General features: G+C 57.7%; 15 protein-coding genes and 2 tRNA genes. 2 read left to right on the top strand and 15 right to left on the bottom strand.

The window, feature by feature from the left end; genetic code table 11:
* Positions 1-13: 13 nt before the first annotated feature.
* The 3 genes from fnr to ylqF all read right to left on the bottom strand — a co-directional run bounded on the left by fnr (position 14) and on the right by ylqF (position 3102).
* Positions 14-763, bottom strand: coding sequence for a fumarate/nitrate reduction transcriptional regulator Fnr (gene fnr, locus AC13E3_RS18175; RefSeq protein WP_008176368.1), 750 nt, complete (start codon positions 761-763; stop codon positions 14-16).
* A gap of 139 nt (positions 764-902) precedes the next feature.
* The gene (fabB, locus tag AC13E3_RS18170; RefSeq protein WP_008176366.1) at positions 903-2111 is read right to left on the bottom strand and encodes a beta-ketoacyl-ACP synthase I; all 1209 of its coding nucleotides are present in this window, start codon (positions 2109-2111) and stop codon (positions 903-905) included.
* A gap of 121 nt (positions 2112-2232) precedes the next feature.
* Positions 2233-3102, bottom strand: coding sequence for a ribosome biogenesis GTPase YlqF (ylqF, locus tag AC13E3_RS18165; protein WP_008176364.1), 870 nt, complete (start codon positions 3100-3102; stop codon positions 2233-2235).
* A 242-nt stretch (positions 3103-3344) separates the two neighbouring features.
* Between ylqF and AC13E3_RS18160 the strand changes: the two genes are divergently transcribed.
* On the top strand, positions 3345-3809 hold the full coding sequence (locus AC13E3_RS18160) for a Spy/CpxP family protein refolding chaperone (protein WP_227497878.1): 465 nt from the start codon (positions 3345-3347) through the stop codon (positions 3807-3809).
* Positions 3810-4244: 435 nt separating this feature from the next.
* Here the strand turns inward: AC13E3_RS18160 and AC13E3_RS18155 are convergent, their stop codons facing one another.
* The 6 genes from AC13E3_RS18155 to AC13E3_RS18130 form a co-directional block, all read right to left on the bottom strand.
* Positions 4245-6731: an efflux RND transporter permease subunit gene (locus AC13E3_RS18155; RefSeq protein WP_008176361.1), complete on the bottom strand. Its 2487-nt coding sequence runs from the start codon at positions 6729-6731 to the stop codon at positions 4245-4247.
* A 48-nt stretch (positions 6732-6779) separates the two neighbouring features.
* Positions 6780-8000 (bottom strand): methyl-accepting chemotaxis protein, encoded by a 1221-nt coding sequence (locus tag AC13E3_RS18150; RefSeq protein WP_008176359.1) that lies wholly within the window; start codon positions 7998-8000, stop codon positions 6780-6782.
* Between the two features lie 8 nt (positions 8001-8008).
* Positions 8009-9061, bottom strand: a complete 1053-nt coding sequence (gene lipA / locus AC13E3_RS18145) for a lipoyl synthase (protein ID WP_482902326.1) — start codon at positions 9059-9061, stop codon at positions 8009-8011.
* A gap of 129 nt (positions 9062-9190) precedes the next feature.
* The gene (locus tag AC13E3_RS18140) at positions 9191-10468 is read right to left on the bottom strand and encodes an O-acetylhomoserine aminocarboxypropyltransferase/cysteine synthase family protein (protein ID WP_482902325.1); all 1278 of its coding nucleotides are present in this window, start codon (positions 10466-10468) and stop codon (positions 9191-9193) included.
* Positions 10469-10600: 132 nt separating this feature from the next.
* Positions 10601-10789, bottom strand: a complete 189-nt coding sequence (locus AC13E3_RS18135) for a hypothetical protein (protein ID WP_482902324.1) — start codon at positions 10787-10789, stop codon at positions 10601-10603.
* A gap of 80 nt (positions 10790-10869) precedes the next feature.
* Positions 10870-11304 carry a PACE efflux transporter gene (locus tag AC13E3_RS18130; protein ID WP_482902323.1) on the bottom strand — a complete coding sequence of 145 codons (435 nt, stop codon included), beginning with the start codon at positions 11302-11304 and terminating at the stop codon, positions 10870-10872.
* A 318-nt stretch (positions 11305-11622) separates the two neighbouring features.
* Between AC13E3_RS18130 and AC13E3_RS18125 the strand changes: the two genes are divergently transcribed.
* Positions 11623-12375, top strand: a complete 753-nt coding sequence (locus AC13E3_RS18125; RefSeq protein WP_482902322.1) for a substrate-binding periplasmic protein — start codon at positions 11623-11625, stop codon at positions 12373-12375.
* Positions 12376-12449: 74 nt separating this feature from the next.
* On the opposite strand, the gene AC13E3_RS18120 is transcribed toward AC13E3_RS18125, so the two are convergent.
* The 6 genes from AC13E3_RS18120 to AC13E3_RS18095 all read right to left on the bottom strand — a co-directional run bounded on the left by AC13E3_RS18120 (position 12450) and on the right by AC13E3_RS18095 (position 16259).
* Positions 12450-12526: transfer RNA gene (locus tag AC13E3_RS18120), tRNA-Met, on the bottom strand.
* Positions 12527-12618: 92 nt separating this feature from the next.
* Positions 12619-13710, bottom strand: a complete 1092-nt coding sequence (ychF, locus tag AC13E3_RS18115; protein ID WP_482902321.1) for a redox-regulated ATPase YchF — start codon at positions 13708-13710, stop codon at positions 12619-12621.
* 36 nt (positions 13711-13746) lie between these two features.
* Positions 13747-14334, bottom strand: coding sequence for an aminoacyl-tRNA hydrolase (gene pth / locus AC13E3_RS18110; RefSeq protein ID WP_008176350.1), 588 nt, complete (start codon positions 14332-14334; stop codon positions 13747-13749).
* Positions 14335-14364: 30 nt separating this feature from the next.
* A complete protein-coding gene (locus tag AC13E3_RS18105; RefSeq protein WP_008176349.1) occupies positions 14365-15015 on the bottom strand; it encodes a 50S ribosomal protein L25/general stress protein Ctc in 651 nt (216 codons plus the stop codon).
* Positions 15016-15181: 166 nt separating this feature from the next.
* The gene (locus AC13E3_RS18100) at positions 15182-16132 is read right to left on the bottom strand and encodes a ribose-phosphate diphosphokinase (protein ID WP_008176348.1); all 951 of its coding nucleotides are present in this window, start codon (positions 16130-16132) and stop codon (positions 15182-15184) included.
* 52 nt (positions 16133-16184) lie between these two features.
* Positions 16185-16259, bottom strand: a tRNA-Gln gene (locus tag AC13E3_RS18095).
* Positions 16260-16278 lie beyond the last annotated feature (19 nt).

Below are 16278 nucleotides of genomic sequence, written 5' to 3'. Positions count from 1 at the left end.
AAAACGCAGTTTCTCAGTTATTGCACTGGCGGGAGAATTCCCGGCTGACCATCTGCAGGGCTTCGATATCCAGAAGTTCGACTTCCCGACCCCGGGCCTTGATGATGCCCTGATTCTGAAAGCGCGTGAATACCCGGCTTACCGTTTCGACGGCGAGGCCCAGGAAGTTTGCGATGTCGTTCCGTGCCATGGGCAGACTGAAGTTGGTCGGCGACATACGGCGGCGCTGGAATCGGCTGGACAGCGACAAGAGCAGTGCAGCAATGCGCTCTTCAGCGGTGTTCTTGCTCAGTAGCATGGCCAGTTGATGGCTGTTTTGTATCTCCTGGCTCATCAGATGATACATGTGGTGCTGCAACTCGGGCAGTTTGCCGGTCAGCTCCTCCAGTTTCTCCATTGGGAACTCACACACTCTGGTTCGTTCCAGAGCCTTGGCGGTGCACGCATAATGTTCACTGCCAATGCTGTCCAGGCCTACCAGCTCTCCGGGCATGAAAAAGCCCGTCACCTGTTCCTCGCCATTCTCGGTAATGATCGACGTCTTTATGGAGCCGCTTTTTACCGCAAAACAGGAGCGGTAGGGCGTGCTCTGGTCGAAGATGTGTTCACCACGGTTGAAGATCCGCCCCTGCTGGACAATGTCTTCCAGCCGGTCGAGGTCATTCTCTTCAATTGCCAGGGGCAGGCACAGGTTGCTCAGACTGCACTGGTGGCAGGACGCCTTGAGGGGAGATGCCTGACGAAACGGAATTGCTTGAGCCATACGTGATAATCCGTCCGATTTGATCCATGTCAACTATGTACCTTAATACGGATGGCCGTCTTTGCCAATAATCAAGCTGGATGATCTTAGAATATATTTTTAAAAAATAAGGGCCCGCAGGCCCTTATGCATCGCGGTTTCAGAGCTTCTCGAATACCAGGGACGCGTTGGTTCCGCCGAATCCGAAACTGTTGGACATCACGGTGTTCAGCGAGGCTTCCCGACCTTCAGGGCCTACAAGCGGAATATCGCTGATTTTCTCGTCCGGATTGTTCAGGTTCTTGGTGCCGGCAATGAACCCGTTCTGCAGCATCAGCAGCGAGTAGATGGCCTCCTGAACACCGGCAGCGCCGAGCGAATGACCAGAGAGTGATTTGGTTGAGGAAATGGCCGGGATGTCGGAACCGAAAGTGGCCCGCACCGCGCCCATCTCGGCAACGTCGCCAACCGGGGTGCTGGTGCCGTGGGCATTGATGTAGTCAATCTTGCCCCGGATGGTGGCCATCGCCTGCTTCATACAGCGCTGGGCACCTTCGCCCGACGGCGCAACCATGTCATAGCCGTCCGAGGTGGCGCCGTAGCCGGTCAGCTCGGCAATAATGTTGGCGCCGCGTTTCTTCGCGTGTTCCAGTTCTTCCAGCACCATCATGCCGCCACCGCCGGCAATCACGAAACCGTCACGGCCGGCATCGAAGGGGCGGGAAGCCGTTTCAGGGGCATCGTTGTATTTGGTGGACAGCGCCCCCATGGCATCGAACATCATGGTCAGGCTCCAGTCCTCTTCTTCACCGCCGCCGGCGAACACGATGTCCTGCTTGCCAGCCTGGATCTGTTCCATGGCGTGGCCGATGCAGTGGGCGCTGGTGGCACAGGCCGAGGACATGGAGTAGTTCACGCCACGGATCTTGTAGGCGGTGGCGAGGCAGGCGGACACCGTGCTGGTCATGATGCGGGGGACCATATAGGGCCCGATGCGCTTCACGCCTTTCTCGCGCATGATGTCGGTGGCTTCCACCTGGCTTGAGCAGGAAGCGCCGCCGGAGCCGGCGATCAGGCCGGTGCGGTCGTTGGAGATCAGGTCTTCGGTCAGCCCCGCCTGGGCGATGGCCTGCTCCATGGACAGAAAACTGTACATGGCGGATGGGCCCATGAACCGGCGGATTTTGCGATCGATAACGGATGTGTCCACATCCACCGAGCCTGCAATCTGGCTCCGGAAGCCCATTTCCTTATAGGTTTCGTTGAAGCGGATGCCTGATTTTCCATTCTTCAGGCTCTGGGTGACCTCGTCCAGTGAGTTTCCGAGGCAGGACACAATGCCCATGCCGGTGACGACGACGCGTCTCATAAGTTCCTCCTTTCCGACCGGCCGAAATGGCCGATCCTGCGATCAATAACATTATTTGACAGTCTAGGCGCTTTGGCCCGGATACGATATTTGACCTTGGTAAGGGGAGCTCAGGAGGCGCTCAGTCTGCCGCCTCCTCGGCGGCCCGGGCTTCGCGTTCGACCATTTCCGGGGTTTCCAGGGAAATGCGTCCCAGCTTGCCCGACCGGAATTCGTTGAGAAGTACCTCCGAGACCTTGTGCAGGTCCGGAACGCCGCCCCGCCCGAAAAATCGGCGTTTCGCGGCAATGCCATCCATCAGCGCCAGGGCATCTCTCGGCAGTTCCTCAAAGCCGTAGCGGGCCCGCACAAGCTCCGGGTAGGCTTCCAGCAGGTACTCGGCCTCGAACATGGCGACATCCTCAAAATCCAGCACCGCGCTTCGAATGGCCCCGGTCACCGCCAGACGGTAACCACAGGCTTCAGGAGACAGTTTTGGCCAGAGGAAGCCGGGGGTGTCGTAGAGCAGAATGTTGTTGGGCAGCTTGATGGCCTGCTGCGCCCTCGTTACTGCCGGCTCGTTCCCCGTCTTGGCCGCAGGGCGTCCCGCCAGTGTGTTGATCAGGGTGGACTTGCCGACATTCGGAATGCCCAGGATCATCACCCGCAATGCACTCTTCTGGCGATCGTGACCGGGCGTCATCTCTTCCGCCAGCTTGAGGATGGACAGTGCTTCATTGCGCTGGTTGTGGGTAAGCGTGATGGCGCGTACCCCACGTTCTTTCTCGAGCCAGGCTAACCACTGCTCGGTAATTTCTGGATCCGCCAGGTCGCGCTTGTTCAATACCTTGATCAGTGGCGTATCACCACGAAGGGCCGGCACGAGCGGGTTTTCGCTACTGAAAGGAATACGCGCGTCAACCACTTCGATGATGAGATCCATCTGCGGCATGACTTTTTTGATCTCCTTGCGGGCCTTGTGCATATGCCCTGGAAACCAGTTAATGGCCATCTTGTCTGCTCCGGATGTGGTTAAACGGCGCCATTATGAAGGGGAATGACCAAACTTTCACATTTGTTTGAATCCGCGCGTGTGGCGGCTTTTGGCGCGGGATACTGAGAAGTATGTACAAAAAGAGGGCTGATCGGGGTGAAAAACCGTATCCGTATGTTTTAGGGTGTAGTCCCTGAACGATGAAACCAATGTATGTCGGTGGTATTCAGATTGTGGCCACCCTGTTAACGGAGACGTTTATGAAGCTTGTAAAACTGTTCGGTACTGCCCTGGTAGCCCTTAGCCTCTCGGTTCCGGCCGTGGCCCAGCAATCCGGTGGCCAGCCGGATCAGGTTGATCAACTGGCACAGATGGTGGGGCTGACCGATGACCAGCAAACTGAAATCCGTGCCATCATCGACGAGATGCAGGGCGAAATCGGCGAACTCCGCCAGGAAGCCCGTGCACTGCAGCAGCAGATGCAGGGTGAGATCAAATCAGACTTTGATGAATCCGCTATCCGCGAGCAGGCCAAAGAACTGGGTGATGTGACCGGCGAGATCGCTGCTCTGTCCACTCTGATGCAGGCGAAGGTCGACAGCGTTTTTACCCAGGAGCAGCGCGACGAGCTGGATAAGCGTATGCAGCAGATGCAACAGCAAATGCAGCAGCGTCGTCAGATGCAACAACAGATGCAGCAGGGGCAAGGTCAGGGCATGCAGTGATCCTGCTTTCCCTTTAGCTGGGTTGGAGAAGGGCCGCATCTTTTGGTGTGGCCCTTTTTTTGTGCCCCTAGCCTGCTGGTTTTGGGGGAGGAACAGCGGTGTGGCGCCCTCCCAAAAACCGCTACGAGCACATCCATGTGCGCTTGGCTGTGGCCACCCCTGGCCACAGACATTTTTGGGAGGGCGCCACACCCCTGTTCTTCGAACGATTCAGTCATCGCTCACTGCTCAACTGCTTGTCGGGGATATTGGGTGCGGAGTGTCTTCCTATAACTCCTATTTCTGAAGCTTGGCAGGTGTAGGCCTTTGCCAGAATGTCGGCGGCCAAGGATGGCCGACGTCAAGCGCACATGGATGTGCTCGTAGCGGTTCTGGCAAAGGCCTACACCTGCCGAGCCACCCTCTAACCTAGAAGGCTAGGAGCCCAGCCCAAACCTACACCCCCGAGCCAAAGGGCTTAACTAGAACAATGAGCCGAGGAAGCAGCGTAAGCGCCCCAACCAGAGCCATGAACATGGCAAACCCCGTAAACAACCCGAAGTAGATGGTCGGGATGAAGTTGGACAGCACCAGTATCGAGAACCCGGAGATGATGGTCAGCGACGTGAAGAACATGGCCTGGCCGATGCTTCGGTGGCAGCGGTGCATGGTGGCGATATAGTCGCCGTCTTTCTGGAACTCGGTTTTGAAGCGGTGGATGTAGTGGATGGTGTCGTCCACGGCGATGCCGACGGTAATGGCCGCCACGGTGATGGTCATCATATCCAGGGGAATGCCCAGCCAGCCCATCAGGCCGAGCACTGAGCCGGCGGCGATGAGGTTCGGGGCGATGCCGATCAGGGCCAGTTTCAGGGAGCGGAACAGGATCAGGAACATCACCATGATGGCCGCGAAGACCACGCCGATGGTTTTGATCTGGGAATCGAACAGGCTTTGCAGCATGTTGTTGTACATCACGGTCATGCCGGCAAAGAGCACCTGATCTTCCGAGTAGCCCAGTTCCGTGGTCAGGTGATCGTGGATTCGGTTCAACAGCTCCTGTCGACGCAGTTCCGGCATGGTTTCCAGGATCCGGATGCTGAATCGGGCCTGGTCGTGCTCCTCGGAGATGTAGGGTGTCAGCAGGGTATCCTGCAGGTCATCCGGAACCGCAGCGGGTACAAACGCCAGTTCCAGGGCGTCCAGAGGCTCGCCCTGGTTGATTTGGGCGAGGATATCCAGCGTGGTGTTGATTGAGAGCACCTTGCCGGTCTCCGGTAGGCCGTCCAGGTAGTTGTGAACCGCTTCCAGTTCTTCCATTTTCTGGTAGGTGTACCAGGTATCCCGGTATTCCTCTCCGGCACCGCAGTCCTCCACGAACGGGTCGCAGTCACTGGCAAACGGGTCGCCGCCGCTCGCGCCTTCCGGTGGCGGATCGTCGGTGATAACCACGTCCAGGGGCGTGGTACCGCCCAGGCGGTTGTCGATGGTGATCATGCCCTGATGGATTTCGGTGGACGATTTGAAATAGTCGATAAAGCTGTTTTCCACCGTCAGCTTGTTCAGGCCGACTACGCAGAGCACCGCAATCAGGCCGGAGCCGACCAACACTGTCTTGCCGAAGTGTTCCGTGAACCGCGCAAAAGCATCGGTGAAGGGAACCCTGTCAGAGGTAACCCGGCTGTCCAGTGGTGGTGGCAATAGGGTGAGCAGGGCCGGGAAAACAATAAAGGTGATGAGAAAAGCCACGGTCAGGCCCAGGGTCATCATCCAGCCGAAATCGATGACCGGGCGAATGCCGCTGAAGGTGAGCGAGCCGAAGGCGACAATGGTAGTGATGGCCATGTAGAAGCAGGGCTTGATCATCGCCATTACGGTGTTGCGCAGGGTGTCTCTGGCGCTTGCCTCGGGCTCGTCGTGCTGGAATTCCCGGTAGCGGACGATCAGGTGGATGGTGAGCGACAGGGTCATGATCAGCAGCAGGGAAATAAAGTTGGATGAGATAACCGTCACCGGCCACTGGGCCCAGCCCAGGAAGCCGACCATCAGCCAGACGGTAAAGCTGCAGCACAACAGCGGCACCAGAACCCAACGCCACTGCCGGAAAATGATGGCCAAAGTGAGCAGCAGAAAAGCCAGGACGCCAAGCCCGAAGGTCGAAAGGTCGTTTTCGATGAAGCGGATCATGTCCGCCACAATCATGGGCACCCCGCCCAGGTGGATGTCCGCGCCGTCGCGGTAGGTGTCGAGAATGGAGCGAACCGTGCGGATGGTGGCATCGCGCTCGACCCCGAGGGTTTCGGTAAAGTCGATGAAATCCTGTTTTACCCGTTCCAGTTCGGCCAACTCGGCCTCGGAGGCTTCGCCGGCATCGGCCTTGTCTCTCAGATCGTTGCGTTTTCTCAGCAGTTCAAAATAGCGATCCGGCGTGGGCAGGTTGACCTGTATGGCAGTGGTTCGCCCGTCTTCGCTGATCAGCAGGTTGGGGTAGAGCGGATTGTTCAGAAGCGCCTGGCGGGCTGTGTCCGGCGTTACATCGTGGTCGTCCAGGGTCTTGATCTCGCTGTCCACGGTATCCAGCGTCAGATCCGGGCTGTGGAGCAGGGGTACGTTCAGGATGCTGTTGGTGGAGCCTACGGCTTCCAGGCCTTGCAGCTCATCCCGCAACGCGCCCAGCCTGGCCAGGCCTTCCTCAGAGAACAGTTCGTCTTCGGGGGTGTAGGTGACGATCAGAAAATCGTCGGAGGTGGTGAAGCGGCGGTTTACCTGGCGGTACTGTTCCAGGGAGCGGTCGTTTTCCAGCACCAGGGATTCGGCGGAAGCGTCCAGGCGGAATTCGCCAAACTTGACGGCTGCGAGGGCCAGCAACAGGGCAAAAGCCGCGAGGATAATAAAGGGATGCGGAAAAATCAGGCGGTCATACAGGGCGCGAAGACGATTCATGAACAACTACTCTGCCAGTTCAAACGAGTGCAGAGTGTGCCATAAACCTCAGTGAACCGTGACCTTTGACGAGGCTTCTTCCAGGGAATCGATCAGCTTTTTCAGGCGGCGGCTCATATCCGCGCTCTCGGCAAGCTGGGTCACCATGTTCTGGGTGGTTTCGCGAATGCCCTGTACGTTGGCCAGCACGTCGTCGGTGCCCGCGGTCTGTTCCGCCGACACGTTGGCGATTTCCTGGTTGGTATGATCGATCCGGCTGACCACCTCGTTGATGGCTTCCAGGGCACGGCGGCCTTCTTCGGATTCCTCAACGCAGCGGGTGGCATCCTCGGAGCTGCCGGTCATCTGGTTCACGGCAGTATTCATGGCGTTGAGCAGGCGATCGATGGTGCCCTGAATCTGATCGGTGGAGTCCTGAACCCGCTGGGCCAGTTTACGCACTTCATCGGCCACCACGGCAAAGCCGCGGCCCTGTTCGCCGGCCCGGGCCGCCTCGATGGCGGCGTTCAGGGCCAGTAAATTGGTCTGTTCGGCAATACCCCGGATCTCGGTAATGGCGTGGCTGATTTCATGGCTGTTCTCGGCCAGGGCTTCGACGCTGCTGGCGGAATTGCGCACCACATCGGCGAGCTTGCGGATGCTGTCGGCACTCTGGCCGACACGGCTGCTGCCGTCGCGAGCTGCGTCGCTGGCCTCGTGGGACAGGGTCTTGGCAATTCCGGCCTGTTCGGCGATGCCAGTGAAGCTTTGCAGCATGGTTTCGATGACTTCCGCCGACCGGTCTGCGCCCTGCTGTTGGCGGCCCAGGTCATCCCGGCGGGCTTCGGCGGCCGAGGTTAGTTCCTCGACTTCCCGGTGCAGGCGTTCGATAGCTTCCTTCATGCTTCGGACCACGCCTACGGTGCGGTCTTGCATGGCATTGAAGGCACTCGCCATTTCGCCGATTTCGTCGGTGGAATCCACCACCGCCCTCTGGCTCAGATTGCCCGAGGCCTGGACATCGACCATGGTGTCTTTCAGGCGATTCACATGGCGTTCGATAAACGAGATCAGCAATTGTGAGCCGGCCATCTCGAGCACCATGAGCACCGCCACCACCAGCGCAAAGGCGGCCGCGGTATCAGCGAAGACCTGATCGAACGTCTTGCCGGTCTGCCCGGCAATGGTGTGCATGGCGTAAAGAACCAGCAAGCAGAGAACTGCAAAAACGACAATGTTCAGTAACCAGAATTTGTACTTCAGCCGGGCATTTCGCAGCAGTGTCAGCATGAATGTTCTCAGTCGATGGACTTCACCGGAATCTGCATGGCATTGGAGGCCTGGGGGACCTCGGGCACGGCGAGACCAAGATTGTTTTTATCGAATACCTTATCGGCCCGGTAGCTCGAGCGGACCATGGGGCCGGATGGCACTTCCATGAAGCCTTTCTCCAGGCCGATCTCCCGGTAACGGTTGAACTCTTCCGGGGTGACGTAGCGTTCCACCGGGAGGTGATTCGGGGTGGGGCGCAGGTACTGGCCCAGGGTGAGGATATCCACGCCGATGGCGCGCAGGTCGTCCATGGTTTCCAGGATTTCCTCTTCGGTTTCACCCAGGCCCAGCATCAGGCTGGTCTTGGTGAGCACATCCGGACGGTGTTTCTTGGCGTGTTCCAGAACCCGGAGCGTTTTTTCATAACCGGCCCGTGGATCACGGACCCGACTGGTCAGCCGTTTGACGGTTTCCACGTTCTGGGCGAAGACATCCAGCCCGGAATCCACAACCTTCTCGACCTCAGACATAACGGCATCAAAATCCGGCGTCAGTGCTTCAACAGCGACTTCGGGCGTGCGCTGTTTGATGGCAGAGACGCAAGCGGCATAGTGTGCAGCGCCGCCGTCGTCGAGGTCGTCACGGTCTACCGAGGTAAGCACAATGTAGCGAAGGCCCATGAGCTCTACGGACTTGGCCGTGTTCTCCGGCTCTTCATGGTCAAGCCAGCCTTTCGGGTTGCCGGTGTCCACCGCGCAGAATTTGCAGGCCCGGGTACACACAGACCCCATCACCATGATGGTGGCCGTGCCGGCGGTCCAGCACTCACCGATGTTGGGGCAATGGGATTCCTGGCAAACGGTGCTCAACCGGTGCTCGCTCACGTTCTTGCGCACCGCCTCATAGCGCTCGCCTCCGGGCATGCGTGCCCGCAGCCATTTGGGCTTCCGCTCAGGCTTCTCCGCTGTTGTGGCTTCCTGCTTTGTTGACCGCTTGACGCCGTCCTTGATGGCCGAGAAGCCATGCTCATTGCGGAATTTGGAACCACTGGTAATGCGGGTTTTTGCGCTGTCGCTCATTGCAACCGGACTCTCGATTCGGGTATGGATAACCCTAAAGAGTAATGGGCTGACGGGGGAGTTACAAGACAGGTAGGGGCAATCACGGGGGTGCCGGGCACGACATTGGTCGTACCCGGCTGACCGTTATCAAGCCTGGGCTTTGTCCAGGGCCTGGGTAATGTCGGCAATGAGGTCGTCAACATGCTCGATGCCGATGGACAGCCGCACCAGATCTTCGCTTACGCCGGCACTCTTCAGTTCCTCCGGGTTCAGCTGACGGTGCGTCGTGGTTGCAGGATGACAGGCCAGGGACTTGGCGTCACCGATGTTGACCAGACGCAGGATCAGATCCAGGGCATCAATGAACTTTGCCCCGGCTTCCCGGCCACCCTTGATGCCGAAGCTCAGGATGCCGGAGGCTTTGCCGCCGCAAATCTTGTCGCAGGTGGCTTTGTAGGGGCTGTTGGCCAGGGTCGCATAATTGACCCACTCCACGGACGGGTGGTCCTGCAGGAAGTTGGCGACTTTCTCTGCGTTCTCGCAATGACGCTCCATACGCAGCGCCAGGGTTTCCAGACCCTGCATGATCAGGAACGCATTGAACGGCGCCAGGGCAGCACCGGTGTTGCGCAGCGGTACCACACGACAACGGCCGATGAAGGCGGCGGGGCCCAGGGCGTCGGTGTAAACCACGCCGTGGTAGGACGGGTCCGGCTCGTTCAGCATCGGGAACTTGTCGGCGCTGGCTTTCCAGTCAAACTTGCCGGAGTCCACCACCACGCCGGCGACAGTGGTGCCGTGGCCGCCGATGTATTTGGTGAGCGAGTGGATCACGATATCGGCACCGTGCTCGATCGGGCGGCACAGGAACGGCGTGGCAACCGTGTTGTCCACCATCAGCGGGATGCCGTGTTTGTGCGCAATTTCGGCCCAGCGCTGGATATCGACCACGTTGCCCGCCGGGTTGCCGATGGACTCGCAGAACAGGGCGCGGGTGTTCTCATCAATAGCCTTTTCCACGGCATCGAAATCGTCATGGCGAACCATTTTGCACTCAATGCCCTGGTTCGGCAGCGAGTGCGCGAAAAGGTTGTAGGTGCCGCCGTACAGCTGGCTGGTGCTCACGATGTTGTTGCCCACCTTGCAGATGGTCTGCAGGGCATAGGTGATGGCGGCCATGCCAGAGGCTACGGCCAGGGCGCCAACACCGCCTTCCAGCTCAGCCATCCGCTCTTCCAGAACCGCGTTGGTCGGGTTCATGATGCGGGTGTAGATGTTGCCCTGAACCTTCAGATCAAACAGATCGGCACCGTGCTGGGTGTCGTCGAAGGTGTAGGACGTGGTCTGGTAAATTGGCGTGGTTGCCGCCCGGGTAGTGGGATCGCTTTTGAAGCCTGCGTGCAGAGCGAGGGTTTCCGGTTTCATGTCAACGGTCCTTGCTGGTGTGTTGTTCTTTGTGGGTTTCAGCCCGTGAGTATGCCATAGAGTTTGGCAGGAGAGGATCGCTCCAATAAGGCAGAAGGCGAAACTGAATTGAAACGGGGGGAGAATCCGGCGCTATTCGTCGCGCTGTCGTTTTTCGGACCGGAGATAATCGCTGATGGAGGGGTAAAAAAAGATTCCGAGGCAGCCCCAGAATACGCTGATCGACAAGGCTGCCGCCTTGATGCTCGCGCCAGCAAACCCGAGTGCAGTGGGCACCAGAACGACGACCAGGAAAACCGTGAGAGCGTGACGGGATTTCATAATGCGATACAGCCTTCAAGCGCATCCGGAAGAAGCTTACATCGTATCTGAATCCGTGCTCTTAGATTGTCAAAGTTTGTTTAAGTGGCGTTGGGTTTCTTGGCGTCCGTGTCAGGAAATATGGTGTCGTAGCACCAGGTGAACACAAACGCATATACCAGGTAGAACACCACGAACGCGACATCCACAATCAGGGCTTCCAGCAGGCCGATTCCCATCCACCAGGCAATGATCGGCAGGAAAATCAGCATCAGGCCCAGCTCGAAACTGACGGCGTGGAGGAAGCGCACACGCAGGGATTTACGGGTTGATCCGGTGAAGTGCTTCAGCCCGTGATCAAACCCCAGGTTAAAGACATAGTTCCAGATGGTGGCAATGGTGGCGCCCACCACACCGAGTACCCCGGTCTTTCCCATGTCAAAACCGAAGGTGAAGGCTGCAAGTGGCACGGAGAGGAGGAGGCCGATGGCCTCAAAGGAAATGGCCTGGCGAACTCTGTCTTTGGTTGATCTCATAGCAGGTGCTGTACGAAGGCGGGTCGTCCCGCGTTCACTGCCCGGAAAGGGTGGGGTCGTCCCCAGAAACTGAAAAAGCCCGGCGTTTTCGCGGCAAGCGTATCAGAATACGGTTAGCAGAGGGCGAAGTCGAACCGCCGCAACAGCCGACACTCCCGCTTCCTGCCTTGCTGGGAATCCCCGGTCATTCATTGGGTATCGACGAACGAGAAAACAAGCAGAACCGTCAAATCTTATCAAATGCAAAAAATGACTAGCGATTCTCGTTCCCCATCGTTGAAAAACTGATCTGCGGTTGACTAGATTAAGGGCAACGGAGTGTTGGCAGGTTTTGGTTCCATGGTTATTTGTTTTCCTCCCGTAGCTCCCGGATTTGGAGTTCTTAAAGGTTCGCTTCCTGTTCTTTTCGCGTTGTGCGTGACAGCGGCTCAAGCGGTGGAATCAATCACTGTGGGTGTCGGTTCCCGCATGTTGAACGCTATCAGCTCTGCGGAAGGGAAACTCTCCGGTGACCTGGCACCGTTATATAAGTGTGTTTTTGATAAGTCTGGAGTTGAGCCGAGATTTATCCAGGTCCCGCTCAAGAGAGGCTTTAACTACTTAAATCGGGGTGAGATTGATGTTTTGTTGCCTCTTGCCAAGAGTGAAAGGAGAGACAACGTTGGCTTATTCGGTGGTGAGTTGTTTCCGGGTGAATATGTTTATGTTTCTTTAAAGCCTATCCCGACAGTGCAGGCCATGCAGGGTCTTCGTTACGCTGTCCCACGGGGGTTTGTTGGTGCCGAGTTCTTCCCGGAGGGCAATACCCAGGTTGCTGAAGTCGGCGAATGGTCACAGCTTGCAGCCATGTTGAGGTACGATCGGATCGATGTTGCCATTTTGCCGCAGCTTATAGTGGAGAGTGTCTTCGGTCCCGATGTTGTCGACGTGTTTCAGCGGCCAGCGGGCGTTCTCCCAGTCTCATTTTATCTCTCCAATCATACCGAGGACACAGGCGTTGCTTCTAAGCTGATTGCTTCGGTCGACGAATGCAGTGTCGCGCATCCGCTTGGTTGGGAGTTCGGCCAATAGGCAATGGAGGGGCAGGAGGCAGACAACAAGATATTAAAAAAGCCCGACTCTTGCGAGCCGGGCTTTATTAATACTGGTAGCAAGGGGCGGAGTCGAACCGCCGACCCCAGCATTATGAGTGCTGTGCTCTAACCAACTGAGCTACCTTGCCATTTCGTTCTGGGCATCGCCCCAAACGAGGCGCGTATTTTCAGTATTTGGGCCCTTTCTGTCAAGGCTTGGGGGCCAGTTTTTCCTGAAAAATTACACGTTGAAGCGGAAGTGGATAACGTCGCCGTCTTTCACGATGTATTCCTTGCCTTCCAGGCGCCATTTACCGGCATCCTTGGCCCCGGCCTCGCCGTTGTACTTCACGAAATCGTCGTAGCTCACCACTTCTGCCCGGATGAACCCGCGTTCGAAGTCGGTGTGGATCACGCCGGCGGCCTGAGGCGCTGTGGCGCCGATTTTTACGGTCCAGGCACGGACTTCTTTCACCCCGGCGGTAAAGTAGGTCTGCAGGCCCAGCAGGCCATAGCCCCCGCGAATTACCCGATCCAGGCCTGGCTCTTCCATGCCCATTTCTTCCAGGAACATCGATTTTTCATCGTCTTCCAGTTCGGAGATTTCTGCCTCTATCTTGTTGCAGATGGGCACAAGCGCGGCATTTTCCGACTCAGCGATCTGTCGCACGGTGTCCAGATGCGGGTTGTTCTGGAACCCGTCTTCGCTGACGTTGGCAATGTACATGGTCGGCTTCACGGTCAGCAGGCAGAGCTCTCGGATCAGGGCCATCTGGTCCTTGTCGAGGTTCATGCTGCGCACCGGTTTGCCCTCGTTCAGCACCGGCAGCAGCTTTTCAAAGATTTCGAGCTGAGCTTTCGCTTCCTTGTCACCGCTCTTGGCCACGCGCTGAACCCGCTTGATGGCTTTTTCAACGGTTTCCAGATCGGCGAGAGCCAGTTCGGTGTTAATGATTTCTATATCAGAAGCCGGATCAATCTTGTTGGCAACGTGAATGACGTTGTCGTCCTCGAAGCAGCGCACCACATGGGCAATGGCGTCGGTCTGGCGGATATTGGCCAGAAACTGGTTGCCCAGGCCCTCGCCTTTCGAAGCACCTTCTACAAGGCCTGCGATATCCACGAACTCCATGGTGGTTGCCACCACCTTTTCCGGCTTAACGATCTCGGCAAGTTTGTTGAGGCGCGGGTCGGGCATGGCGACAACACCAGCGTTGGGTTCGATGGTGCAGAACGGGAAGTTCTCTGCGCCAATGCCGGATTTGGTCAGTGCGTTGAACAGGGTGGATTTGCCGACGTTGGGAAGGCCGACGATGCCGCAGTTAAATCCCATGGAATGCCTCTGCTGGTACTGGAAAATTTGGGCGGATTATACCGGTTTGAAACTGTGCAGGCGATTCATGGCGGCGGGAAGCTTGCCGCTGGCTGCATCCGGTAATACCCGCATGATTTCGTCGATCACTGCGTTCAGTTCCTCGGTCTCCTGTTTGCCCAGGCGGCCGAGCACGTAGCCGGTTACCCTGCGGCTGTCGCCGGGGTGCCCGATTCCGATGCGCAGTCTCTGAAAATCGTTGGTGCCCAGGTGGGCGATGGTGTCGCGAAGGCCGTTATGTCCACCGTGGCCGCCGCCTTTCTTGAGCTTGGCGGTACCCGGGGGCAGATCGAGTTCGTCGTGGGCAATCAGAATCTGTTGGGGCTGAATCTTGAAGAAGTCTGCCAGCGCCTTGATGGCCAGGCCGCTGCGATTCATAAAGGTGGTGGGATTCAGGAGGTGCAGGTCGAGGCCCTGCCACTGAATGCGGGCGTAGAGCCCGTGGTACTTCTTTTCGGGGCGGAGCGTCTGGCCCGCAGCGCGGGCCAGAGCTTCGACGAAGAGAGCGCCGGCGTTATGGCGGGTATTCTCGTAGTCAGCGCCGGGGTTTCCCAGACCAACCACCATGACAATATCCTGCGCCATTCGCCGCTGCCCTCCTCAGAACAGGAGTGATTACTCCTTGTCTTCGCCGCCTTCTTCGCTTTCTCCGCCTTCTTCGGCTTCATCATCAGCCTTCGCGCCGCGCGGCTTGTGGATAGCCACAACCGGCAGGTCATGATCCTCACCCTGGAGCAGGGCGGCAATCTTGACGTCTTTCGGCAGCTTCAGATCGCTCAGGTGAACTACCTGGTCCATCTCGACACTGGTCATGTCGACTTCGATGAATTCGGGCAGGTTCTGCGGCAGACAGATCACTTCAACTTCGTTGATCTGGTGGTTCGCTACGCCGCCGTGGAGCTTGATAGCCGGTGCGGTGTCTTCGTTGATGAAGTGCAGCGGTACGTTGACGTGGATCTCGTGGTCCTTGTCAACACGCAGGAAGTCAGCGTGGGTCAGGATCGGCTTGTACGGGTGACGCTGCAGATCCTTCAGGATCACGCTTTCTTTCTTGCCGTTCAGCTCAACGGTCAGAACGTGGGAGAAGAATGCTTCGTTCTCCAGGGCTTTCTTCAGCTCGTTGTGCCAGATGGCAATCGGAGTTGCATCCTTGTTGCCACCATAGATGATGGCCGGGATTTTCCGTTCCTCACGACGCAGGCGGCGGCTCGCACCTCTCCCCTGATCGTCACGAGGAAATGCTTCGATAACAAATTCCTGAGACATGGTAATAACCTCAATCGTCACCTGAACTGCCCGCGACCAGGCGTAGGATCAGGTGATGTTTCTGAAAAGCCGGATTTTTCCGGCTGACTAAAAGAGTCGGGAGCCTGTGTAGGCTCCCGACCCGGTAACTGCTTGTAATGCCTTGATATTACGACCGAAAGGTCACTCAGGCATTCTCGAACATGGCGCTGATGGACTCTTCGTTGCTCACGCGACGAATCGACTCCGCAAGCAGCCCGGCCATTCCGAGGACGCGGATTCTATCACAATTATGCGCTTTGTCACCCAGCGGGATGGTATCGCAGACCACAAGTTCGTCCAGCTGTGAGGCATTGATGTTATCAATGGCCGGGCCGGAGAGAACCGGGTGGGTGATGTAGGCAACCACGCGGGCCGCGCCGTGTTCTTTCAGGGCGTTGGCCGCTTTGCACAGCGTGCCGGCGGTATCGATGATGTCGTCCACCAGGATGCAGGTCTTGTCTTTGACATCACCGATGATGTGCATCACCTGGGACACGTTCGCTTTCGGGCGACGCTTGTCGATGATGGCAAGGTCGGCGTCGTCCAGGCGCTTGGCCACGGCACGGGCGCGAACCACGCCGCCAACGTCCGGAGATACCACGACAAAGTTCTCGAAACGCTGCTTGAAGATGTCTTCGAGCATGACCGGTGTGGCGTAGATGTTGTCCACCGGAATATCGAAGAAGCCCTGGATCTGGTCGGCGTGCAGGTCGACGGTCAGAACCCGGTCAACGCCGATGCTGGAAATCATGTCTGCGACCACCTTGGCGCTGATGGCCACACGGGTAGAGCGTACCCGGCGATCCTGGCGCGCGTATCCGTAATAGGGGATAACGGCGGTGACCCGTGTAGCGGAAGCACGGCGAAGTGCGTCGGCCATCACGATCAGTTCCATCAGGTTATCGTTGGTGGGGTAGCAGGTCGGCTGGATGATGAACACATCATGGCCGCGGACATTCTCATTGATCTCGACGGTGGTTTCCCCGTCGCTGAAACGGCCTACAGTGGCCTGACCCATGGGAATGTGGAGTTTGCGGGCAATCGCCTGAGCCAGTTCAGGGTTGGCGTTGCCAGCGAAGATCATCAGTTTGGACACGACGGCATCCTTCTCAGTATCGGCGTTTGATTCAGAAGAAGCGGGAGAAAGGTGGCTGGGGTGGCAGGATTCGAACCTGCGCATGACGGGATCAAAACCCGTTGCCTTACCACTTGGCGACACCCCAGTATCGTGCTTTTTTGGCA

This window comes from Marinobacter sp. L-80 (assembly GCF_056859395.1).
This window is presented reverse-complemented; position numbering and strand designations above follow the sequence as displayed.